The sequence below is a fragment of the Candidatus Ozemobacteraceae bacterium genome (genome assembly GCA_035373905.1).
Taxonomy (GTDB): Bacteria; Muiribacteriota; Ozemobacteria; order Ozemobacterales; family Ozemobacteraceae; genus MWAR01.
Genome location: DAOSOK010000029.1, coordinates 1 through 24,245, shown reverse-complemented (window position 1 = coordinate 24,245; position 24,245 = coordinate 1). Strand labels below are relative to the sequence as shown.

Annotated in this window: 16 protein-coding genes and 1 pseudogene; 7 read left to right on the top strand and 10 right to left on the bottom strand. The window is 61.7% G+C overall.

The features are described 5' to 3' along the window. Positions 1-101: 101 nt before the first annotated feature. The 10 genes and pseudogenes from PLU72_14270 to PLU72_14225 form a co-directional block, all read right to left on the bottom strand. Positions 102-1,259 carry a hypothetical protein gene (locus PLU72_14270; GenBank protein HOT29345.1) on the bottom strand — a complete coding sequence of 386 codons (1,158 nt, stop codon included), beginning with the start codon at positions 1,257-1,259 and terminating at the stop codon, positions 102-104. Positions 1,260-1,350: 91 nt separating this feature from the next. Continuing rightward, positions 1,351-2,562, bottom strand: coding sequence for an MFS transporter (locus tag PLU72_14265; protein HOT29344.1), 1,212 nt, complete (start codon positions 2,560-2,562; stop codon positions 1,351-1,353). Positions 2,563-2,630: 68 nt separating this feature from the next. Further along, on the bottom strand, positions 2,631-4,265 hold the full coding sequence (locus tag PLU72_14260) for a YiiX/YebB-like N1pC/P60 family cysteine hydrolase (protein ID HOT29343.1): 1,635 nt from the start codon (positions 4,263-4,265) through the stop codon (positions 2,631-2,633). Positions 4,266-4,517: 252 nt separating this feature from the next. After that, on the bottom strand, positions 4,518-4,871 hold the full coding sequence (locus PLU72_14255) for a PAS domain-containing protein (GenBank protein ID HOT29342.1): 354 nt from the start codon (positions 4,869-4,871) through the stop codon (positions 4,518-4,520). 90 nt (positions 4,872-4,961) lie between these two features. After that, positions 4,962-5,171: a type II toxin-antitoxin system HicB family antitoxin gene (locus tag PLU72_14250; GenBank protein HOT29341.1), complete on the bottom strand. Its 210-nt coding sequence runs from the start codon at positions 5,169-5,171 to the stop codon at positions 4,962-4,964. Continuing rightward, positions 5,164-5,421 carry a type II toxin-antitoxin system HicA family toxin gene (locus tag PLU72_14245; protein HOT29340.1) on the bottom strand — a complete coding sequence of 86 codons (258 nt, stop codon included), beginning with the start codon at positions 5,419-5,421 and terminating at the stop codon, positions 5,164-5,166. The genes PLU72_14250 and PLU72_14245 overlap by 8 nt, the downstream gene beginning before the upstream one ends. 95 nt (positions 5,422-5,516) lie before the next feature. Then, on the bottom strand, positions 5,517-6,308 hold the full coding sequence (locus PLU72_14240; protein ID HOT29339.1) for a cyclase family protein: 792 nt from the start codon (positions 6,306-6,308) through the stop codon (positions 5,517-5,519). 140 nt (positions 6,309-6,448) lie between these two features. Further along, positions 6,449-7,925: pseudogene (locus PLU72_14235) on the bottom strand (DUF1116 domain-containing protein). Positions 7,926-7,930: 5 nt separating this feature from the next. Beyond that, complete coding sequence (fdrA, locus tag PLU72_14230; GenBank protein HOT29338.1) at positions 7,931-9,463, bottom strand: acyl-CoA synthetase FdrA; 1,533 nt, start codon at positions 9,461-9,463, stop codon at positions 7,931-7,933. Positions 9,464-9,754: 291 nt separating this feature from the next. Continuing rightward, positions 9,755-15,877, bottom strand: a complete 6,123-nt coding sequence (locus PLU72_14225; protein ID HOT29337.1) for an adenylate/guanylate cyclase domain-containing protein — start codon at positions 15,875-15,877, stop codon at positions 9,755-9,757. 139 nt (positions 15,878-16,016) lie between these two features. Here PLU72_14225 and PLU72_14220 point away from each other — a divergent pair, with 139 nt between their 5' ends. The 7 genes from PLU72_14220 (at position 16,017) to PLU72_14190 (ending at position 24,159) form a co-directional block, all read left to right on the top strand. After that, complete coding sequence (locus tag PLU72_14220; GenBank protein ID HOT29336.1) at positions 16,017-16,832, top strand: FAD binding domain-containing protein; 816 nt, start codon at positions 16,017-16,019, stop codon at positions 16,830-16,832. A gap of 23 nt (positions 16,833-16,855) precedes the next feature. Continuing rightward, the gene (locus PLU72_14215; GenBank protein HOT29335.1) at positions 16,856-17,353 is read left to right on the top strand and encodes a (2Fe-2S)-binding protein; all 498 of its coding nucleotides are present in this window, start codon (positions 16,856-16,858) and stop codon (positions 17,351-17,353) included. Further along, a complete protein-coding gene (locus PLU72_14210) occupies positions 17,343-19,745 on the top strand; it encodes a xanthine dehydrogenase family protein molybdopterin-binding subunit (GenBank protein ID HOT29334.1) in 2,403 nt (800 codons plus the stop codon). The genes PLU72_14215 and PLU72_14210 overlap by 11 nt, the downstream gene beginning before the upstream one ends. A 238-nt stretch (positions 19,746-19,983) precedes the next feature. Then, the gene (locus PLU72_14205) at positions 19,984-20,427 is read left to right on the top strand and encodes a superoxide dismutase [Ni] (protein HOT29333.1); all 444 of its coding nucleotides are present in this window, start codon (positions 19,984-19,986) and stop codon (positions 20,425-20,427) included. Between the two features lie 24 nt (positions 20,428-20,451). Further along, positions 20,452-21,294 (top strand): DUF2877 domain-containing protein, encoded by an 843-nt coding sequence (locus tag PLU72_14200; GenBank protein ID HOT29332.1) that lies wholly within the window; start codon positions 20,452-20,454, stop codon positions 21,292-21,294. Positions 21,295-21,862: 568 nt separating this feature from the next. Next, positions 21,863-22,726: a hypothetical protein gene (locus PLU72_14195; protein ID HOT29331.1), complete on the top strand. Its 864-nt coding sequence runs from the start codon at positions 21,863-21,865 to the stop codon at positions 22,724-22,726. After that, complete coding sequence (locus PLU72_14190) at positions 22,723-24,159, top strand: FAD-dependent oxidoreductase (protein ID HOT29330.1); 1,437 nt, start codon at positions 22,723-22,725, stop codon at positions 24,157-24,159. The genes PLU72_14195 and PLU72_14190 overlap by 4 nt, the downstream gene beginning before the upstream one ends. The last annotated feature ends 86 nt before the right edge of the window (positions 24,160-24,245 follow it).

Genomic DNA, 24,245 nt, shown 5'->3' with positions numbered 1-24,245 from the left:
ATCCTCTGGCGACAGTGTAACCCGGGGCGGGGATCGCTTCAATACGGCACGAATAAAAACGGGGCGCCGTCATGGCGCCCCGCGGATGATTCGTGGCTCCGTTATTTTCCGGCTGCCTTGGCGCGCTCATACCGGTCGCGTGCCGTCCGGAGTTTTTCGATCGCGGCCTGAATCTGGTCCTGCGTCGACTGGGAATTCTGTACGCAGGCCGTATACTCCTGGTAGGCTTTCTGATACGCCGCCATCGCGCTCTTCAGATCGACCGCGGCGCCGCCTGAAGAGGCGGAAGTCGTGGCGGTCTGGGGCGATGTCGTGCGGGGTGTGGTCGTCGTGGCGGTCGTGGCCGTTTTCCCGACGGTGACTCCGTATTTTGCCTGGTATGCCTGATGAGCCTTGAGATAGGCATCCTGGGCGGCGTTGAGTTCGTTGAACCGCTGGGTGAACCGCGGCGTTGCGCTGTCGATGAGCTTGGAAAGTCGGTCGACCGAGCCGCCGGCACTCTGGATGCTGTTGATCGTCGAACCGACGTTCAGGATGGCGTTCAGGTCGCCGCTGACGATGCCGTTGATCTGCTTGCGGATGTCGAGGAGCTGGCTGAGAGATTTATCGGCTTCGTCGTAATACGACATGCCTTCCATCGCGATCTGGCAGGCCTTGAGCGCGAGTCCGCCCTCGGCTTTGCCCAGCTTGTACTCGTCGCTCAGGCGGCCCCAGCGGAAGAGGTTGGACGGCTTGTCCTTGATCGAATCCCAGACGCGGGACCATCCGGCGAGGCCGGAGAGGTTGCCGAGCGTGCTGTCGGAAATCGTCCTGATCTGCAGCTGCGACGTGTTGTTGCCGAGGTTGACGCTCTTCACTTCCTGCATCGACTCGAAGAACTTCAGGTCGGGCTTGATCTTCGTGAAGACGCCCTTCGCCTTGGGCGCGATGTAATTGTATTCGCGGACGAGCGTATCAATAGCAGAAGCTATTTTCAAAATCTGCGGGATGTCCGTGCTTTTTTTCGCGGAAAGCCCTTTGTATGCCTGGATCAGGGTTGCGGCGCTGTCGATGAAATTGCGCACCGACTGCCGTTCGCGGTACAGCTCGCGGACGCCGGATGTGATGTTGCGGGAGTGGCTGACCATCTCCGCGCCGTTGTTCATGACGAACTTCGCGTTGTCGATGACGCCGGCGGTGGCGGCCGCCGCGACGGCCAGGACGAGCCCGACGATCAGAAATGCCGCTTTGAACGTTCTGACGAAGCCATGTTTTTTCATACTGCTCCTCCCCGAAAGAGGCTGATTCGTTTCGATTGTAACAATTGTACGTACGGATGCCGGAAGCGTCAAATGCCGCTCTGGCACACCACTACCGGGCCTTCTTTTTCCCGGGGAACAGGAGAACGATCCAGGCGAGAACCTGGACGGCCAGGAGGGCGCCGAAGGAGAGGCGGAAAGCCGCAGATTGAGCGAATCCGGCGGCGCCGAACGCGTCGACCAGAATGCCGATGCCCCACTGGATGCCGAACGCCCCGCCGAGAACGAAGATGTTCAGGGTGGAGTTGACGCGGCCAAAGAGGTGGGACGGAAACTTCTCGCTCAACAGGGCATACGAGAGGTTGCTGATGGCAAACACCAGGCCCATTGAGAACCACAAAAGCTGCGTGGGGCCGGCGTCGAAGATGATCAGCGCCATCACCGCGACCCCCGCGCCGATGCCGCCGACCAGAATCTGTTCCGGGGTGAGACCGCGCCTCGAGAGCGGTTCCACCGCGACGGCGAGCCCGGCAAAACCCACGAGCATGGCGAGGCTCACCAGCAGAAGGTGAAAGGCGGCCGCATCCCGCGTGCAGCCGTTGACCGTCATCAGCCAGGGGACGGCCCAGAGTCCCTGGAGCGCCATGAAGCCCCCCGAGACGAGGGCGGCCTGCGGCGCGTAGCGCCAGAACGCGGAACTGGCGAGAATGCCGCCGATCGAACGCAGCTGCTCGCCGGGGGTCTCGGTAGTGCCGGCGGCCTGTCTGACGGGAGTCGTGAAGATTCCGGTCGCGACCGCGAAGGCGAGCGCGGCGAGCGCGAGGAAGATGCCGCGCCACCCGGTCTGTTCGAGGGCCCAGGCGAGGGGAGACGTCGCCGTCAACGCGCCCAGCCCGCCGGCGGCCATGACGGCGGCATTGAGCGAGGCGAGCCGCTCCGGCGGAAACCACAGGGAAAACGCCTTGAACGACGCCATCAGGCAGGCCGAGACGCCGAGGCCGATCAGGGCGCGGCCGACGGCAAGGGTCTGAAGATCATGCCCCCGCGAAAACAGGAGACAGCCGACGACGGCGATCAGCAGCAGGACCGTCTCGACGCGGCGCGGGCCGTACCGGTCGAGCAGGATGCCCAGCGGCAGTTGAAAGGCCCCGAAGGCGAACAGGTAGGCAGAGGTGAGAAGTCCGAGGTCGGCGGCCGAGACAGACAATTCGCTCATCAGCTCCGGCGCGATGATGGCGTTGACGTTGCGCAGAAGATACGACAGGAAGTATCCCGCCGCGAACGGCAGGAAAATGCGCAACCAGGGATGGGATGTCCTCGCCATGGTGCCTGCTCATCCCGGCGTGCATGCGCGGCTGAAACGACTGCCTGGGCTTGCCGGGCCGCCTTCCGTCAGTTTTTGGGCCCCGGAAGCCCGCCGCGCCAGTTCAGAGACTCGATCAGGGCCTTCTCGTCGGCGACGACCGCCTTCCCGGCCTTTTCAATGCCGCGCAGGAAATACACGAACTCGAGCTGGGCTTTCGGCGAGCCCTTTTCCCGTTCGAGCGTCCGGATGAATTCGTCCGCTCGCACGGCTTGTTTCCCCATCGCGGGCTCGGTGGGGAAGACGAGGCCTTTCTTGCTTCTGAACGGAGCGTAGCACTTGATGACGAACTCGGTGCAGACGAGGTCGGATTCGGTGTAGAAGTCGAAATCGAAGTCATAGGGCCGGCCGTTGTAATAGAACCCCGCTTCGAGCGCCTGCGCGATGTCGAGTTTCGAAAGGCGCGGCCGCAGGACGGCGATATAATCGGCATAACAGGTGTGGCGCAGGGTGTTCTGCACCACGCCCTCGCTGATGGCCTCGAGCACGCATTTCGGGTGCTCGCCCTTCGCCGGGGCTTTGACGAAGCTCGCATGCTTTTCCGGGTATGTTTTCTGCAACCAGTCCATGAAGCCGGCGAAGCGGCGTTTCGCGTAATACGCCCTGACCTGGGGATCGCCGTCGAGAAACCGTGCGAGTTTTGCGGCGTCGCCCACATACAGCGCCCCGTGCGGCCAGAAGCCGGGCAGGAAGATGTTCGAGAGATACCAGTTCTGCCGCTCGATGATGATGTCGCCTGGCTGGAGGAAGGCCTCCATCTCGTCGACCTGCTCGGGCCTGATCAGGCGTGTCTCCTTCTTCTTGACGCGGGTGTCGCCGACCCAGGTGAACAGGGCCTCCTGCATGGGGGAGATCAGGTTCATGGCGTCCTCGGCGAACGAGCCGAACGCATATTTATACCAGGTCGGATCTTTCGCGATGCGCAGGATCAGGCCGTCCAGAATGTCCTTGGTGCCTTCGAAATACCGGATCAACGTTCCGTCGGTGTCGACGGCCGGCCGGAACTCCTTCGAGGAACCCTGATAGAAGCGCACCGCGTGCTCCTGGTGCGAGGTGTGGAACTGATACAACGCCAGCACGCTTTGCGGACTCACGGCGCCGAGCGCGTGATGCGTGAGCCTTTCGGCCGGGATCTTGTATTCGGGAACGGCCTCGTCGAACAGGGAGCGGAGCTTCTTCCGCTTCGCGAGATAATGCGTCAGCCGGGAAACGGCGAGCAGGCGGCTGATCTTCGCGTTGATGCCGAGGAAATACCCTTCGAAACCTTCCCTGACCTGGCTGTCGAACAGGGACTTGCCCCAGCCGCGGTGCCAGCGGTCGGATATCGCTTCGAGAGTGTCCAGGTGTTTGCCGAACGACGACCAGAACCGGTAAACGCCGCGCAGCTGCTGGGGCGAAAGCCCCGCCGTCTCGACGCCGGCGCGGGCGATGAAGGACGTATCGGTCAGGACGTTTTCGCAGTATCGCTCGAGCTGTTCCGCGCTCTTCCGGAAGAGGGCCAGGTCGGTCTTGAGCACTTTCTGATACTGCGCGGGCTGTTCGATCGAAAGGCTGAGCGCCGGCCCCGACTCGACGATCGCCCCCGAGGCCGGTGCCGCGCACGCCGGATAGCCGAACGCGACCGAAAAAGCGAATGCCGCGGCCAATACTGTCCTGTGTGTCACAAATGCCCCCTGATGACGATTATCTGTTCATTCTACAGATTTATTCCCGAATTGACAAATTATGCCCACATCGCGGGAGGAGATCATGGCAACCTCATGAGCCCTGCAGAATGAAAGCCACTCGATCGCCCTGAGCTTGTCGAAGGGCGAGAGCCTCTCGTGCTTCGACGAGCTCGGCACGAACGGGAACGGAAAATGGGCTTTTGGTATGGAGAAATCAATACCTCGGTTCCGGCAACGTTCCTTCGCCTGTCAGGTTTCCGAGGCCGAAGGCGGGGTGCGGACGAAATGTGGCATCTCGAGAGGAATTTCGATGGACAATTCCACGAGGCCCGCGAACGCGCCGTCTTTATACCATGGTGCCTGATATATCAACTTCTTTATACCGGCTTTTTCGATGGTGTAGGCGTTCGTGACGCGCTTTTCCATGATCTCGCGGATCTTCGCCCGCGCCTTTTCCGGGTGGCAGTCATACAGGCTTTTCCCGACGAGCGAGGCCCCGCCGTCCTTCGCGAACGTCCTGCACGCCTTCTCGTTCATGCTCAGAATGACCCCGTCCGCGTCACAAACCGTCACCGCCCCGCCGAACTCCTTCACCCATTCCATATTCTGCATGAAAAATTCCTTATGCTATTCTCGAATGTGTGTCTTCTTCGCTGATTGTCTGATGACAAGAATACATCCGAAATTGGGATGTCATGCGTATTTCAGGCGGCCTTTGGGCAAGGGAATTTCTCTGCCAAGTTCTGTCGCTGTTTCAATCCATTCCTGGATGATGACTTCTGCATTTTGAAGGGCGGCAATATATGTCGGCCCATCGGCCATGCAGCCGGGCAGTTCAGGGATTTCAGCGATATAGGCCTGGTCTTGATCGCTCCAATACAGGATGATTTCGTATTTACTCATCGATGTTTCCTAACCGGTATTCAAGAATCAAATTTCTGACCTGCTTCACTTGGTAGGCCTTCGCTTGATTGCCATTTGGTTGAAGATTGATGATCTCGACGACACCTGTTTTATGGAATATATGATGATCACCTTTGATACGCATTGCGAATCCAAGGTGAGCCAGCAGTGAGCAAAGGTCAGAAAAGGAAATGTTGTTATCTGCCTGCCCTCGGAGGATTTGCCAGAGAATTTTGCTTTGTTGAGTCACGTGATCAGTTTACCAAGCATTTTCCGGATGCTCAATATCTTCATCGAAACAGGTCCGGGAACATGCTGCCCGGACCTGCTCGATGAACGAATGGATTACTTGCCGAAGTCGAAGGCGACGATGCGGCTGATGCAGGACTCGAGTTCGATGGCGCGCCAGGGGAAGAGGCCGATCCAGGTGCGCTTGTTCTTCAGCTTGTCGATCTCGCCGCCGAGGTTCTCGGCGTGGATGATGCCCTTGGGGAACATCTTGAGGTGCATGACCTGGTAATACTCGTCATAGGGGAACATCTCGTCCCAGGCCTTGCCGTAATCCTTCTTCAGCTTCTTCTCGGCGGCCTCGAAGGCCTTCGGGTGCCACTGGCGGAGGATCGTGTTCATCGGGTGGTCGGCCGAGCCGCAGTCGACGCCGATCCACTTGAACTTCATCTTGGCGCACCACTTGTGGAAATCGGGGTTTGGCCCCGGGTGGCGAACCATGTAGCGCACCTCGTCGGCTTCCTTCTGATCCCAGCCGTAGCGGTGGTAGCCGGTGTTGATGATCAGGATGTCGCCCTTCTTGATCTCGGCGCGCTTTTCGAGCATCTCGGGCGAGTAGAGCGAGTAGTCGCTGACGCAGTCGGAGATGTCGACCACAACGCCTTCGCCGCAGAAGTCCTCGAGCGGCGTGTCGCCGATCGTGCGGCCGTTGGCGCAGAAGTGAATCTCGCCGTCGATGTGGGTGCCGACGTGGTTGCTGGTCTTGATGATCTGGCCGTTCGCGCCCTGGCCCATGTGGGCGCCGGCGATGCGCTTGAAATACTGGACCTGCAGGGGCATGTAGCTCGGCCACGGCGGCGTGTGAATGCTGAGTCGCTGGGTCAAATCATACATCTTGGGTGCTTTCATATTGCTTCCTTCACTCCTTGGAATTTGAGTTCGAATTCTATTTCAACGCAAAAGACACGAAGAAGAAAATTTTATACATACCATTATCCTAATCTTTGTGCCTTTGTGATGAAGCGTTCTCCGCGTCTCAGCGGTGGTCCTCAGGGAACATACGTTTCGACATACGCTTCGAGGGCGTCTTCGAAACATTTCATGGGCGGGTTCACCAGGCCGGCGCCGACCTGGCCGATGCCCGGCTGCTTGTGGGCGATGCCGGTGTTGATCTGGGGCAGGATGCCGGTCTCGCACACCTTCAGCAGGTTGATGCCGGTCGGCGAGCCCCGGAAGTCGAGCGACGGGATCTGGAACGTCGTCGACTCGGCCTCGGTGATCTCGTACATCTTCTGGGTGTAGTTCAGCGCATCGCTCGCCGATCCGCCGACGAACTTGACGATCGCGGGCGCGGCCGCCATCGCGAAGCCGCCGATGCCGCACGTCTCGGTGATCGCGCTGTCGCCGATATCCGGGTTGCAGTCCGACTCCGAAAAGCCAGGGAACAGCAGTCCCTTGACCACCTGGGCCGGGGCGGTGAACCAGCGGTCCTTCAGGCCGGCGACCCGGATGCCGAAGTCGGTGCCGTTGCGGCACATGACGGTCAAAATCGTCGAGCCGTCGATCCATTCCGCAGACTGGAGGATCGCCTTCGCGGCCGGCATGCTCAGGTTCAGGAAAAAGTGGTCGTTTCCGTTGATGAACTCGAGCACCCGCTTCTTGTCAGATGGGGAAGCGCTCGTGTCGAGCAGGGCGGGGGCGAGTTCGCGGAACAGCAGCGAGGTGCCGGCGCGGTTGCGGTTATGCACCTCGTCGCCCATCTGGAGCGCCTGGGCGATCATGCTCTTGAGATTGATCTCGCCCTTGATCTCCAGCGTCTCACGCAGGACGGGGCCGAGCACGTCGCGCATCCAGTTCAGGCGCGCGATGACCTCTTCCGAATAGGCGCCGTACCGGAGAACCTTGCCGAGCCCCTCGTTCAGGGTGCAGTAGGCGCGGTTTCCGTGCGTCTTGTTTTCGACGATCCAGACCGGCATGCTTGCCGTCGCGACGCCCGCCATCGGGCCGACGCCGTTATGCTCGTGCCACGGCGCATACTCGATCTCAGGGCTCGCGGCGACCTTCTCGGCTTCTTCCGGGGTTTTCGCGAAACCCTCATAGATCAGCGCGCCCATGACGGCGCCCTTCATCGGACCGGACATGCGGTCCCATGTGATCGGCGGGCCGGCATGCAGGATCAGGTTCTTTTTCATGCCGGGAACAATATCTTTCGCTATACCCAAACCTTTGAGCACCGGCACGGCGGTCTGAATACGGGAAATGGCTTCCTTGTTGGCTGCCTGCACGTTGATTTTCGTTGCCATCGTCGTTCTCCTCGCGTCAGGACTTCGCCTGGGTCTGATACTCGGCCTGCCACGCCTTGATGCGGTCGAGCAGTTCGATCACCCGTTTATTGCCGCCGGCCGGCGGGCGCCACTCGACGTGCACGACCGGCACGCCCTGGCGCTTCAAATCGTCGGCGAAGCTGGGGATGCCGACGTTGAACACTTTCACATCCTCGTTGAACAGCGTTTTCAGGCTCGACATCGCTCTCAGACTCCTTTCCCCGCCATCGCCCGCTTCACGAACGCAATCAGCGCGACGTTCGACGGAAACACCTGCACGCCCGCGTCTTCCAGCGTGCGCTTCTGTTTCTGCATGTTCTGGGGGTCGTCCGCGGTGCCGCAGATGCAGGCCGCGAAGACCGGCTTCCGGCCCGAGGCCTTGCGGGCCTTCTCGATGGCGGCGACCATCTCACCGGCCATGTCCATGTGGGCGCCGTAGCCGAGAACGACGTCGAACGCGATCAGGCCAACGTCGGGGTCGGCGGTCTCGATGACGATCCGCTCCTGGCGCAGCGTGGGGTCGATCATGGGGTGGGCGCGGCCGCGCGTGAACTCGTCGTCGCCGAGGTCGACGATCGTGTGCTTCTCGCTCTTATGGACGCTGTGCAGCATCTGGCACCCCTTGACGGGGGTGTTCGAATACAGGTCGGCGAGAACGGGGTGGAGCAGGCGCTGGGCTTCGTCGCACAGCGTGCCGCCGCTGTAGAGGCCGCGCAGGTATTTCCCGGGAAGCCGGAGGCCGTCCGCCTTCGCGGCCGCATCGGCATCGGTCATGGGAACGGCGACCGCTTTGCCGCCGGAAAGCTCGCAGGCCTTCTGCGCCGCTTCCTGCAGGTTGTGGGCGGGAGTGAAGCCTTCTTTTCTGATGGCTTCGGGGTCGGCACCGATGAAATACACCACGATCGGCTTGCGGATCTTTTTCAGCTCGGCGTACAGCGGCCCGAGAACCGACGGCGCCGGGGGCTTCGAGATCAGCACGATGACCTTCGTCGCGGGGTCTTCGCCGAGCGCGTGCGCCGCCATCAGGGTCATCTTCCCGCCGATCTTCTCGGAGAGGTCGCGGCCGCCGACGCCGATCGCCTGGGTGATTCCATAGCCCATCGTATGAATAAGGCTGGTCACTTCCTGCAGGCCGGTGCCGGAGGCGGCGACGATGCCGATGTCGCCCCTGCGGACGGCGTTCGCGAACGCGAGAGGCACGCCGTTGATCAGGGCCGTTCCGCAGTCGGGACCCATGACGAGAAGGTTTTTCTCGACGCCGAGCGTCTTGAGCTTCAGCTCCTCCTCGACCGTCACGTTGTCGGAAAACAGCATCACGTGCCGACCGGCGCGGAGGGCGATCTCCGCCTCGCGTGCCGCCCACGCGCCCGGGACCGAAATCACCACCACGTTCGCATCGGGAAGCTGCTTTGCGGCGGCCTCCTGCGTCGGCGGCACGAAAGCCGTTCCTGCGCCGGATGCCTTCTTGCGCGTGGTGAGCAGTTTCTCTGCGGCAGCGAGCGCCGCGTCGGCGGCCGCGTCATCCCCTGCCTGGACGCACAGCAGAAGGTCGGCGGGGGTGATGCCGGCGAACGCGTCCGAATACAGGCCGAGCCGTTTCAGGCTGTCGATGTTGAAGTCGGTGCCCATGCCGACGACGGCGTTCTCGACGCCCTGCAGTTTCTTCACCTCGTTGGTGATCTGCATGAGCGTGACCGAGTCGAAATAGGTTTCCTTCCGGATCACGTGACGGATCGTCATTCCATGCTCCTTGAACATATCGTCTCTTGCCGGGGCTCAGAGCCTGCGCAAAACCCGCGGGCCGGGGCGCCGGACACCGGCATGATACCCCTTTCACATACCGTTGTCATCATCCGGAAACGAAAAGGAAATAAATATCGAAAATTATATAATCCGGCAGGAGGCGTTTCGCGCAATCGGATTCTTCATGAAAAGACTGCAGCCTTCCCGTTCGTGCTGAGCCCGTCGAAGCATGAGCGGCTCTCGCCCTTCGATCGGCTCAGGGCGCACGGGGAGATTCTGAAGGTCCGGCTAGACGAGCCGGAAGGCCGAGACGCGGCGGGCTTTGCCCTTGACGAGAATTTCGCCGACGGCCGTCATCTCGGAGTCGCGCATGGCCGCCGCCGCGGTGCCGTCGATGACGGTGCCGCCGCCCCCCTTCGAGGCGAGATCGCACAGGCGGGCGGCCGTGTTCACCGTGTCGCCGATGACGGTGTATTCGAGCCGCACTTCGGCCGTCCCCATGATGCCGGCCAGGACCGGGCCAGACGCGATGCCGACGCCGAGGGAAAGAGGAAACTCACGCTCGAGGTCATGCATGGCCTGCCGCATGGCGGTCACCGTCCGCGCGGCGGCGCGCGTCGCTTCGTCGATGCCGCCGTGCCTCTCCGCATCGAAGACGGCCAGGATCTTTTCCCCGATGAACTTGTCGATCTCGCCGCCGTTCCTGCGGATCGCCCCGGCCATCAGCGCGAGATACCGGTTCAGCCTGATGACAAGCGCTTCGGGCGGGTGGGCGCGCGAAAACGCCGCGAATCCGGCCGGGGCGGCGAAGAGAATCGCGGCGGATCGGTTTTCACCTGCCATCGCCGCTCTGCCCCTGGACTCGTCGCTCGCCGCGGAGCGGACCGAATCCGAAACGAAGGAACGGAGGCGCCGTCCCTCCTCGACACCGGCGGCCATCGTATTGAAGGCGAGTGCGAGTTCGCCGAACTCGTCGGTCCGATCGGCGGGAAGGCGCGTGTCGAACCGCTCATTCATGATCCCTTCGGCTGCGCGGCCGAGGGCCTGGACGGGGTTCAGAAACCGTGAGGCTGTGCGGAACGCCATATATATCATAAGAAATGATACGAGAACCAGAAAACCGCGCCGTGTCGCCGAGTCGCGGTCGATCCTTCCGACCAGAGGAGCGTAGGGGGTCCGTGCTTTCAGAACGTATTCCCGCTGCCTGGTTCCAAGGCGTGACAGGAGGAGCTCGGTCGAGCCGTCGCGGCCGATGAAGGTGTGCACGGTCATGGGCGAAGCGGCCGCGAGAAGGTCCGCGGTGGCTTCCCTGGGGTGGGAGGGATATGAGTTGACGTCCGCCGTGAGCCTGTTGCCCTCGAAGGATTGGCGGGCGGTGAGGGTCGAGAAGGGCATGGTGATGCGCGGATTGTCGCGGGCCAGCGATATGAGCGTCGCGCCTGGGCGATGCTGCAGTTCAATCCAGTTTCGAAGCTGCTGATGCAGGAGCATGTCGTCCGCGAGGTGGACCTGCAGGGCATACTGCGGCCGTCCCTGATCGTCGGGCAGATGGATACGGAACGACTCGTGCATGTTCAGGCCCCAGGTGATGAGCTGATACTGGATCGGTGCGGACATCATCCCGGCAATGTCGAAAGCGGAAAGCAGGGAGAGCAGAACATATTTCACTTCCTCGCCCTTCAGATCCTCCAGCATCCGCTTGTTTTCGTCGGTGGAGTCGTCCGTCGGGTAATATCGAGGCGAAATCTTCCGCATGACCTGCGAATGGATGTTGCCGTAAATATCGCGTATGACGGTCGAATCAATCGACGAGGTTTTTCCCGCATTGACGACGCTGATGCCCTTCGGGCCAAGGAACTGCATGACGCCAGCGGCAAAGCCGGACCGGAGGGACAGACGGAAGAATTCGTCCAGGAGTTCGCAGATGGCTTTCTCCTGCTCCGGCGTATCCTTCGCCGTTCCAGCCTTGTTCAGACGCTCCCGGAGGGAAATACTCGTCGAGAGACGGCGAAAGACTGACATATTCTGACAGATATACCAAGCGGCCCCCTCGTCGAGGCTCGTCAGAACGCTTGCAAGGTTCTCGGAGACTTCGTCGAACAGGCGCGCCTTCCACTCGATCGTCCGGCGTTCACCGGCCATCCAGGCGGATAGCAGGGAGGGCGCCAGGGTCAGGACGAACGCGCCTGCGAGAAGCGGAACCATCTTTCTCGGAAGATATGCCCCGATACGGGGTGACGGATCGACCAGGCACAGGCATAGGGCGCACAGCGTCATGAAGCCCGAAAGGCCCTTCAGAAGCGTTTCCAAAAGCGTCATCCAGAAGGGCGGGGGCGAAATCGGGCGAGCGCCGATCATTTCGGGGAAACGTTCCATATCGGTCTGTTTGCGATCGATGACGGCATGTGCTCCGGAAAAGGGAATGTCGAAGGTCGCGCTCCCGATCGCTCCTGCGAGGGAACCCTCGCGTGGAAGGAATATCAGTCGTGTTCCCCGTTCGAGCATCGTGTTCGTCAGTGCGAGCAGACCCGACGTTTCGTCGAGCGACGCGGTTGGCAGAAACAACAGAACTGCCCCCTGCATCCCCTTCCACCACACCTCGGCTGGGGGTTGTCCGGACGGGGTTGATTCGACGAGGTTCGGATACTGTTCCCACCATCCGGGAGATACGAGCGGAAGCCACATCAGGAACCCCTGGATTCCGAAGAGGTTGCATTCGTTGAAATGCCCGTATGACTCGAACGCGAGTGCATATCCTTGATCCTGGATCGCGGGGAAGCACGTCCGGGTGAGACTCTGGACGACGGGCGATGCTGCTTGTGCCGTTCTTCCGTTTGTCAGCAGGACTTTGAGCATCGAAAACAGAGCTGCCGATTCCGATGCCTTTCCGAGGAATGTCGTGCCGCCCGTCTCCACGACCTCCGTACTGGAGAGTGAGATGGAATTCCAGTCGGGATCCCGTTCGGGAAAATGCCTGAGAAGGCACCAGGAAAGGGCAGGGTAGATGTGTTTTGCCTTCTGAATCTGCGCCTGGAAGCGGGAAACGATGGCCCCAGAGCCGGCGGTCTGTCCTCTTCCCCTTCGATCGTCTTCGAGAAGCATCATCCTGAGGTGGTTGGCGATGTGAAGGGCCGGAATGTTGGTCGATGCGGCGAGCCGCAGGTCGTGCTGGAGGGCCGCCCGCTCGAGAGCGGCCGAACGTTCGCGGAACGAGGACGTCAGGGACCTGGAAGAAGAGTAGAGAAGAAAGGAAACGAGTAAAAATAGAACAGCATATAAATACAAGCTCGCGCCTTTCGCCCGAGGGTGTGGCGAGCCGGCATCTCCGCCAGGTGACGGTTGCGGGATGCCGATGGAATGCGCGGAAACGGTGGACTCGCGGTCGGTACGGTCGTTCGTGATCACACCGGGCGAAAATCCGTCCGCCACCTCGAAGGCCTCCGGATGCCCGGATACCGGAATGACGATCCCGGAAACACCGGCGGCGGCCGCCGTGGCCGAGTCGCAGATGATCCGCGTTGCCCGGCCGGCCTTGGAGGCTGCTTCGAGAGTTCCCGCCGACGTGACCGCCTCGCCGATCACGGAGTAGTCGAGACGAACGCCTTCGGCCCCGAGAACGCCGCAGACGGCTTCTCCCGATGCCAGCCCGATGCCGATCTCATAGGTGAAGAGACCGGCTGCGGCGCGCTCATGCTGGAGCGCCCGGTGCCCGAACATCATGGCATGGGCGGCTGACAGCGCTCGCTGGGCGGCCGGCGGAGCGTCCGAGGTGGGATCATCATAGAACACGGCCTGGATCGCGTCGCCGATGAAGCGGTCGATGACTCCGCCCTGTTTCTTGATCGCGGGAGTCATGACCCGGAAATGCCGGTTCAGGGCGGAAAACACTTCGTCCGGCGGGCGGGTTTCGGAAATCGTGGTGAAATTCCGGATGTCGGAGGTCAGCGCGACGATCGTTCTCCGCCGGGGCGTGTGAGCGGAGGCCGCACCGTCGGCAACGGCTTCCATGACCTGCGGGGCGACGAACATGCTCATGGCCCGTCGCTCGCGCAGCCACTCGGTCATCGCATCGAGCGTATCGCCTGCCTGGCCGAGTTCGTCCGCGCGGGCAAGGTTGAGCTTCCTGTCGAGGCACCCGGCTGCGACTTCCCTGAGGGCTGTCGCCATTTTCCTGAGCGGCGTCGTCAGCCACGCGGCGAGGAGGCCTCCCGAGAGAATGATCAACAGAAGGTTTCCGAAAATTCCCGCGATGACCCAGCTCGTTTCTTCGAAAAGCCGCTGCCGTAGGGGCGCGAGAGGCCTGGATGCCGCAAGGACGAAGCCGGGAAGCCGGGTGCTCCGGACCGACATGATGCGGTCCCGGCTGGTCGAACGCGTGCCGGCTTCTCGCGCCCGAAGCGGCTTGCCGGAGCGGACGACGGGATGATACCCGAAGGTGGTGTGCCGGGTGATTTCGAGATCGACCCCGTATTTTGCTGAGATGGCGGAAATGCGGGTGCGGATGTGGCGGATATAGGCATCACATTGCTCCCAGATCAGAACGAGCAGAAACCAGGTGTCGCCGTCTATTTTCAGGAATTGATGGAATTTGAGCATTCTCTTGTTGTTAGCCATCGTTTCCGCAATCTGCCGGTTTTTCTGCATCAGCTGATGAACGTCGGCGGTGACGAGCCTGTCGAGCCTGGTGGAAGTCCCGGTGGATCTTGCGGCGGGAACCCTGGCTTCGAGATCGGGCGAGAGGGTCTTCAGAAGGCGGTATGAGATGGGCTTGATGAAGTTGACCAGGGAAACCCCGAGTTCGGGGGAAATGGCGGTGTCGTTTCTGCTCCATTCGAACTGGCCGTGCCCGAAGAGGAACAGGCTGCGGATCGGGATGCCGAGCCCCGAAAGATCCTTCCAGAGCAGGTTCAAAATGTCATCGACGGGCTGTCTCGCCAGTTGGCGCGCGCGAAGGTCGATCGTCATGGATGCGTTCCCGGTCTGCCGGTTGCAGATGTCGGCGAACCGTCGCGTCAGGATGGAGTCTTCGTTTTCGAGTTCCTGCAGCGCCTGGCCGAGTTCCAGGTCGTATTCGCGCAGAAGATTGCTCCGAAGGTCGATGAGAAGCTTGCCGGTCTCGCTGAGCGCGATGATGAGAGGGACGGATGCCAGGCACAGGAACCAGAATGCCAGTTGTGAGCGGATGCCGAATGCCGGAGGGGCGCCGGAAAGGCCTGACCGGACAAGGAAGAGAAGCCACAGAAGCGCCCAGATGAAAATCGCGGGCGATCCGGCCGGGCGGGGGGACGGAAGCGCGGCTTCCGGAGCCGGGCCGAGCAGGAGCCCGAGGCCGCCAGAAAGGACGTCGAGCGAGCTCCAGCAGGCGAGGAAACGGTCTCCCGCCGGAAATGCCTGACGGATATCCCGGTCGGGAAGCCGGATCTCGCCGCTCATCCGGTAGATATCCCGGGTCTTGTACCAGACGCCGATGTCTTCGGGAGAGCGGTGGTCCTGCCTACTCGGCTCTTCGAGGCGGATTTCTGAAGCTTTTTCGAGGATGAAGCGCCTGATGTGCGGCGTGTGCAACAGCGGCGAGCCAGGCCTGACACGGATTCGTTTGGGCTGGGCGGGTTCGCTGGGGAACGGGATGAAGACGGGCTCGAGGCGGCTGTTCCCGGCGATGAATCGCCAGTTGGAAAAACAGAGACGGCGAGCCGTGTCCGCGTCGTCCAGGCCTGAGGGAAGAAGCATCAGGAAGGCCGCGACATCCTGACCGTCGGCCTGGATGAAATCCCAGACGCAGATGTGATACCCGTTCTGGAAGATGACCGGAAACGCCCGGCCGCGTGACGAGTCGTCGAACAGTTCGGGAGACACCCCGAAGCCGAAAAGCCGGTCCAGGGCCTGTTTCCACGCAAGCGGCCGGGGACGACCGGGTTCGAAACGGTTGCGGCGATCTATCTCATGCAATATAGAGCCGATGAGCCTGTTGAGACGGCTCTGGAGACCGCTTCCCATGCACGGCTTCGGGAGGTCTTCCGGCCGGGCGGAAAGCGAGAACAGCCAGGTCGACGGTTCGGGCAGGCCGCGCGGCAATGCGCGGCGCATGGCGTCCGATGCGGCGTCGGCGAGAAGGTTCTGGTCGGCCGGGATGACGGCGGATGCCGGGAGACGCTTCTCGATGTGCTTGCGGAAGCGCGCCGCGGCCGTCTCCGCCCAGAAGGTGAATTTCGACGCACGCTCCCAGCGGGCAGCCGTCTTTCGCGCGACGTCGTGCCACGCCTCCGATGCCTCCCTGCGCTTCTCCGCCTGCCACAGGTCCGCTTCCCTGCAAAGGAGGAAAACGGGCAGAAACGTCAGGAACAGCGGCAGAAACAGCGAGCGGAGGGACGCGACGACGTGGGTGCGGGGGCGGTCCGGTTCCGTTCTCATCAGAGATCGAGGGTACCAGAAAAGGGCGAAGGATTCCAGAACTCGGCGAGAACCTCCTTCCCGGGGAAAACTTGCCAATGGTGAGGAGGCTCCCGTAGAATTCCCCATACGAGAATTACATTCCGGGAAGGAGTAGTGAATGCATCACGAGTTCGAATACATTGCTCCGCGCACCCGCACGGAGCTTCTCTCGACGCTGAAGAAGCTCGGCGCCCGCGCGAAACTGCTGGCCGGCGGCACCGATCTCCTGGTCGACATCCGCGTCGGCCACAACGTTCCGGAGGCCGTCATCGACGTGAAATATGTCGATGAATATAGAAAAATTCGCTGGGACGCGAAGGAAGGCCTTTCCATCGGCGCGACCGTCACCTGCGTCGAGCTGATGAACGACAAGACCGTCAGGGCGAAGTTCCCCCTGCTGGCCGAGGCGGCCGGGCACATCGGCTCGCCGCAGCTCCGCAACCGCGCCACCATCGCCGGAAACCTCTGCACGGCTTCCCCCTGCGCCGACATGGGCTGTTCCCTGCTCGCCTACGGGGCCTCGATCGAGCTCGCTTCCGAGAAGAAGACCCGGATCATCCCGCTCGAGCAGTTTTTCACCGGCGTGAAAAAGACCCAGCGCCAGCCCGACGAGGTCGTCCAGCGCATCATCGTGCCGGCCGCCATGGCCGGCGCGCGCGGGGCGATGGAAAAACTCAAGCGCATCAAGGGCCACGACCTGGCCGTCGTCAGTGTCGCGATGGTGAAGACGGCGAAAGCCCTCCGGGTCGGTGTCGGCTCCTGCGCCCCGACCCCGATCGCGCTGAAGGAACTGCCCGCCTCGGCCTCGGTGAAGACCGTGGTCGACGAGGCCCTGAAAACCGTCAAGCCGATCGACGACATCCGCGCCTCGAAGGAATACCGTCTCGCGATGGTCCAGTCCTTCGTCGAAAAACTCATGGCAACGCTCAAGTGAGCATCGGCAAAGGAACGAACAACATGCAGATGCACAGAATCAAGGTGAAGATCAACGGAAAACTGTACGAGCGCGACGTGCCGGGCCATCGCAGCCTGCTGCACTTCATTCGCGATGACATCGGCCTCACGGGCACGAAGGAAGGCTGCGGCGCCGGCGAGTGCGGCGCATGCACCGTTCTCTTGAACGGAAAGACCGTGAACTCCTGCCTCGCGCTCGCCGCGGAGTGCGACGGAGCCGAGATCGAGACGGTCGAGGGAGAGGCGAAAAACGGCAAGCTGAGCAAGCTCCAGGACGCCTTCCACCGGAACCACGCCGTCCAGTGCGGCTTCTGCACGCCCGGCATGCTGATGTCGGTGAAGTCCCTGCTGAAGGTCCATCCGAAGCCGACCGAAGAGCAGATCAAGGAGGCCATCGAAGGCAACTTCTGCCGCTGCACCGGCTACCGCCAGATCATCGAGGCCGTCCAGGACGCCACCGGCCAGCTGAAGAAGAAGGAGGAACTGAAGCGTGTTTCATGACGTGCCGCACAAGGACCTCAAAACCGTCGGCCGCGATTTCGGCCGCATCGATACTGTCGAGAAGCTGACCGGCGCCGCGCTCTACACGGGCGATCTCGTGATGCCCGGCATGCTGTATGGAAAAGTCGTGCGCAGCCCCCACGCGCGCGCCCGCATCAAGCGCATCAACACGGCGAAAGCCGCGAAACTGACCGGCGTTCACGCCGTCCTGACCGGGAAGGATCTCGATTACCGCGTCGGCCTGTATATCGTCGACAAATACATCCTCGCCAAGGATGTCGTGCGACACTTCGGCGAGGCCGTCGCCGCCGTCGCCGCCGAGACGCCCGAGCTGGCAGAGGAAGCGGCCCGGCTGATCGAGATCGAATACGAGCCTCTCGAGGCCGTGCTTGACCCGAAGAAGGCCCTCGACAAAAAGGCGCCGCTCGTCCACCCCGATCTCAAGGACTACTCGTTCGTCGAAGCCGCCTTCACGCCGGTTCCCGGAACGAACATCGCGAACCACACGAAGCTGCGCAAGGGCGACGTCGAACAGGGGTTCAAGGATGCCGATTACGTCATCGAACGCGAATACACGAACCCGAACGTCCAGCACGTGCCGATGGAGACCCACGTCTGCGTCTGCCGCTGGGAAGTGAAGGACCGCGTCACGATCTACACCTCGGCCCAATCGCCCTTCACCGTCCGGAACCTGTTCGCCTACTCGTTCAAGATCCCGCACAATAATATACGGGTCATTATTCCCTACGTCGGCGGCGGCTTCGGCGGAAAGGCCGGCATCCATCTCGAGCCTCTCGCGAGCTGCCTTTCCCGGGCGGCGGGCGGCCGGTTCGTGAAGATCACGGCGACGCGCGAGGAGGAGTTCAGCCTGCTTCCGTGCCGCTCCGGCCTCACCTACAACATCAAGACCGGCGTGAGGAAGGACGGAAAAATCGTCGCCCAGAAGATGACGATGTACTGGGACGCCGGCGCCTACGCCGACTACGCCGTGAACGTTACGCGCGCCTCGGGGTACTCGGCCGGCGGGCCGTACGAGTATCCCAACGCCTGGGTCGACGCCTATACGATGTACACGAACAAACCCTGGGGAACCGCGTATCGCGGCTTCGGCCACGTCGAGTTCTCATGGGGACTCGAACGCCACATGGACCTGTGCGCCCGCACGATCGGCATGGACCCGCTCTCGTTCCGGCTGGCCAACGCCCTGAAGCCGGGCTCCGTGACCATCACCGGCGAGAAGATCACCGACCATACCGGCAACGTCTCGAAGTGCCTCGAGACTGTAGCGAAAGCTATACATTACGGGAAGATCACGCCCGCCGAGAAGGCACGCATGCAGAAGGAGGGGCTGAAGATCGGCAAGGCCGTCGTCGGGCTCCACAAGGCCCCCGCGATGCCGTCGTTCACCGGCACCTGCGCGATCCTCAAGATGAACGAGGACGGCACCGTGAATGTCAGCCTGTCGCTGACCGAGATCGGCGCTGGCACCTACACCTCGCTCGTGCAGATCGTCGCCGAGGCGCTCAAATTCCCGGTCTCGATGGTTCGCCTGCCGATGGAAAAGGATACCGACCACGACCCGTACGACTGGCAGACCGTCGCCTCAAAGGGCCTCGTCCTGTCCGGGAACGCCTGCATCCTCGCCGCGAAGGATCTCCTGGCGAAGGCCTACGAGTGCGCCGCCCAGGTGCTTCGGGCCAACGTCTGCGATCTCGATCACGACCATGAAAAGGTCTTCCTGAAACATCATCCCGACCAGTTCGTCACGTTCAAGTCGATGTCTGTCGGTTATGCGTATCCGAACGGTAACGGCGTCGGCGGTCCGCTCGTCGGGGTCGGCCGATATATCGCCCAGGGCCTGACGTTTCTCGACAAGGCGACGGGCCAGGGGAAGCCCGCCCTCGACTGGACCTACGGCGCGCACGGGATGATCGTCGCCGTCGACGAGAAGACCGGCAGATACGACGTGCTGAAGATTGCCTCGGCGTTCGATTGCGGCCGGGCCATCAACCCCGTCTGCGTGCGCGGCCAGATCATTGGCGGCGTGATGCAAGGCCTCGGCACTGCGATGTGCGAAGGCTACATCTACGATGCGGCCGGCCGGCTTCTCAACCCGTCGTTTACCGACAACAAGATCCCGACCTCGCTCGACCTGCCCGAAGAGATGGAGTGCTTCTCGATCGAGACGACTCAGGTCGACGGCCCCTACGGCGCGCGCGGCGTCGGCGAGCACCCGATGATCGCGATCGGCGGCGCTCTCGGCAACTCGATCCAGAACGCGTGCGGCGCCGACCTGAGCCACATGCCCATCCGGGTCGAGGACGTCTGGCGCGCCCTTCACGGGAAAAAGAAGGTCGCCACCGTTCCGTCCGTCCAGAAAAAGAAAAAGTGATCTGATCACTGAGGGCGTCGCCCCCGATGAAGGGGCGGCGCCTGACCGTCCGGTCTTTTACGGTTGAGTTTCGCAGAATGAAAACGCCCGTTCGCCCTGCGCTTGTCGAAGCCTGTCCTGATCCTGCCGACGGAGGAGAGAGCATTCTCGTGCTTCGAAAGGCTCAGCACGAATGGGAACGTACAATTGGCTTTGTCGTGCAAAAATGAAATATCATTCAAAATATAAAGGAGATACTATGAAGAGGGTTCTCGTGTGTCTGTTGGCGATCTTCTCGTTCGCGCTGGCCTCGGGCGCGCCGGTTTCGGCCCACTGCCAGATCCCGTGCGGCATCTATGATGACGAGCTTCGGATGAATCTGATCGAAGAGCATATCGGCACGATCGAAAAGTCGATGAATCTCGTCATCGAGCTGGGAAAGGCGAAGGAAACCGACTACAACCAGATCGTCCGCTGGGTGAACAACAAGGACCAGCATGCCGACGAGCTGAGCGAGATCGTCACCTACTACTTCATGACCCAACGGGTGAAACCCGAGGACAAGCAGTATGACAAGCGCATAGCGATTCTTCACCAGATGCTGATCGCCGCGATGAAATGCAAACAGACCACCGACCTGAAGAACGTCGAAAACCTCAGGACACTCGCAAAGGAGTTCCGTGCGCTGTACTTCTCGAAGTAGTGACGACAAGGCGCTGAACTGATCGTGGCGCCGACGTGCGCGAGACGGGCCGACTTCGTTGCGGAGTCGGCCTTTCCTCTTGCGGGCCGCGTGGGTGCGGTCTTTCGTCGCGCGGCAGATGTCCCGTGCGACGGGTTCCTTCTCACGCTGATGACCGAGGAGGCGTATCTGCACCCCTTGGCGATCAGAATCGAAGACTCCCTCTTCGCGATGCTCGAGCCCGGCATGCCGGTCGTCGCGGACGCATCGGGACTCCGCATCGGCAGGTCGGAGTCTGCCTGGGGCGAATCCCTGCCGGCACCCGCGCTCGTCGAACGACGGCTTTCGCCTGCGCGTGAGGCCGAAATCGCCGCCGCGATACGGAAGGCGCTCAGGCTCTGCGGCAGACGTTCACACGTTGGAGAAGCGTTTCTCGAAGGAGAGGATACCGAGTTCCTGGCGCCCGTTTCGCATCTCAGGGAGGCCCTCGCACGGGGTGCTGCGGATCTCGCCGGCGTCGAAGGCTGGTTCGGCGGCGGAGCCGGGCTCACTCCCGCCTGGGACGACTTCTGTTGCGGAGCCCTCCTGGCCGACAGATTCTTTGGCGGCGAGCTGATCGCGCCGGCATCGAACCTGATCGAGCGCCTTGCTGGGAAGACGACAATCCAGAGCATCTGGCAACTGCGTTTCGCCGAGCGAGGCCGATCTTCTCTCCTCGTCGAGCGGTTTCTCGCCTCGCTGGCGGGCAGAACATGCCGCTCCGCCGACGTGTTGCGCGTCGCCGGCATCGGGCACACATCCGGAACCGACCTTCTCGCTGGCGTCTGCCTCAGGCTCGAGGCCGGCGTGCCGAAATCGTATTCCCCGGGGGAATCTGCGCGGGAATGAGTTGTCGCGTGTCACGGCGAAGATCGTGGCAGGCAAGGCTGAACAGGTCGATACCCTGCACCCGGTCGGAATGAACGGCTTCCTCCTCAGGGCAATGCCGCCAGGGATCAGTCCGAGAACGGCGTGGGCGATCGTAACGGTGTCCGCCGTCGTGGGCGGAGGTGAGGGAAAGGGCACGAGCCGAACTCCTGGGGGCGACGTTCGATCTCACCCTGGCGAATTTTCCGCCCTGCGACTGCGCCAGAACCATGAGGTCCTGCCCGGAATGCTATGACTATGAGTTTCATATGTTGGGCGACTCGTATCAAGTGTAATATATATTGTATCCGCATCGAATGATGACCCCGTTCCCCCTGAGCCTGTCGAAGGGCGAAATGAGGAACCATCGGCAAGTGGCTGTTCGTGCTTCGACAAGCTCAGCACGAATGGAGACGCGAAGCTGGTTTTGATATGCAGGACTCAATAACTCGTGAGACGAGCAGGAATCGGTCGGGAGAAATGATTCGCGGAGCGTGCGAAAAATTGGTATGCTTCTTTTCTTCAGATGAAAAATGGGAGACGTTCACCAGTGAAATCATTTCGACTAGCGGTTGAAACTGTCCTTGCGGTGATCTGGTGCCTCGGTGCCGGCGCGTGTTTCGCCTCGGACGGTCTTTCGGTTCCGTCTGGAGCGACGGAAACCCTGCTGTTGAGACTTTCTCCGGCCTTATTCAGCGTCAGCTCGTTTTCGATCGAGGTGCAGTCGCGGATGGAAGTAGACATGCTGCTGATCCCGAAGACGACCCTGATGGGCCTCATGACGCTCGGCGGGGACTCAGAGACTGGCCCCGGTATCGGGAATGCCGTCATTCAGACTCTGACGGCGCATACCGCCTCGATGGCCTATTACGAACCCGGGGCTGCGAACAAGGACATCTCGCAGGAGCAGATCACGGAAACGTTGTTCGCGAGCGGACTTCCTGCGCCCGGTTACCCCGTGCGGCTGACGCTGGACAGTAAGTGCGTAATTGCATCCGCCGAGGGCGTGCCGGAGAAATTCAGGAAATTCTATGAGGTCTCCCTTCTCGAATATCCTGAAGGGCGCGTCTGTCCAGGCGATTCCTGGGTCGCTTCCCATGTCATTCCCGTATCGCCCGATCCGAACAGCGAAACGGTCGATTGCCAGTCCCTTGCGACGTTCACGCTGGCCTCCGTCGACCGGACCGCGGGGGTGGCCGACATTACGTTCGAGACGCAGCTCGTGAGCTTGCCGCCCGCCAGTCCGGGCGCCGCCTCCATCAACGGGACTGCCGAAGGGAAGATCCGGGTCCGCTTGTCCGACGGAATCCCGCAGCATTCCGAATCGGTTTCCCGGTCGAAGCTCGATTTCGGCGGCGGTAACCATGTCGGCCTCGAACAGCGCATTCGCAGTGAATTCATGAGCCGGCCATGAACGTTTCCCGACGATCGACCGAAATTGCCATTCTCGGCGCAGGCCCGGCCGGGCTTGCCGCTGCGCTGGAACTGGCCCGCCACGGTCGCGACGAACTGCTGCTGCTCGACAGGCACCCCATCCCCGGAGGCCTCTCGCGCACGGAGGTTTTCGATGGGAACCGGTTCGACGTCGGCCCTCACCGCTTTTTCACCGCAAGCCGCGAGATCAATGCCCTCTGGCACGAGTTGCTCGGCGACGAGTTCCTGCCGGTTCAGCGCTTGACGCGCATCTTCTACAAAAAGAAACTGTTCAGATACCCGCTCGAAGCCGTCGATGCCCTTCGCAATCTGGGCCTTCGGGAATCCGTGACGTCGATGCTCTCCTATGCCGCCTCGCAGTTCCGGGGGGCGAAAGGCGAGGCGAAGACCTTCGAAGAGTGGGTCTCGGGCCGATTCGGAACGAAACTGTACGAGACGTTCTTCAAGACTTACACCGAAAAGGTCTGGGGGATTCCCTGCCGCGAGATCGGCGCCGAGTGGGCCTCCCAGCGCATCAAGGGCATCGACCTGAAGACGGTCGTCACGAACGCCCTGTTCAAGCAGCGGGTGCAGGCGAAAACCCTCGTCGACGAGTTCGATTACCCGTTGCTTGGCGCCGGCATGATGTACGAGCGCATGTGGGAGCGCGCATCCGGCGCCCGGCGGGAACTCCTCCTGAAAACGGATGTGACGAAAATCCGCCGGGAAGGGATGCGCGTCACGGAGATCGAGGCCCGCGCGGCCGACGGAACCACGCTTGTCGTGAGCCCCGGGCACGTGTTCACCGGTATCCCGTTGACGCTGATGCTCGGCATGCTCGAGCCGGCGGTTCCCGAAGACGTGCGCCGGGCGATCGATACGTTGTATTACCGAGATCATATAACGGTTAATATTGTAGCGGAGGGGACGGATCTCTTTCCCGACCAGTGGATCTACGTTCACGCCCCCGAGGTCCGCATGGCCCGCATGGCGAACTTCAACAACTTCAGTCCTCGCATGGCCGCAAGGCCCGGCACGAGCGTGATCAGCATCGAGTATTTCGCGTTCAGGGGCGACGATCTGTGGAACCGCCCGGACGACGAACTCAAGACCCTCGCCGCCGGCGAACTCGCGATGATGAACCTCCTGCGCCCTGAACGGATTCTCGGAAGCTTCGTCACGCGCGAGACCGAAAGCTACCCGACGTATTTCCTTGGCTTCCAGGAGGCATACGAGAAGGTGAAAACCTTCGCATCCGGCCTCGAGAACCTCTCCTGCGTCGGCCGGGCGGGCCTGTACAAATACAACAACATGGACCATTCGATTGCCACCGGCCTGACGGCTGCGCGAAAATTCGTCGGCGTGGCGCCCGAAGCCGACGTCTGGTCCCTCAATACCGACGACGAATACCAGGAAAACGCCTCTCGGAAATAAGCTGAAGCCCCGGGGACGTGACCGGTTACTCCTCGTCTCATATGTTATTGATTCCTGCAGAATGAAAGCCACCCGTTCGCCCTGAG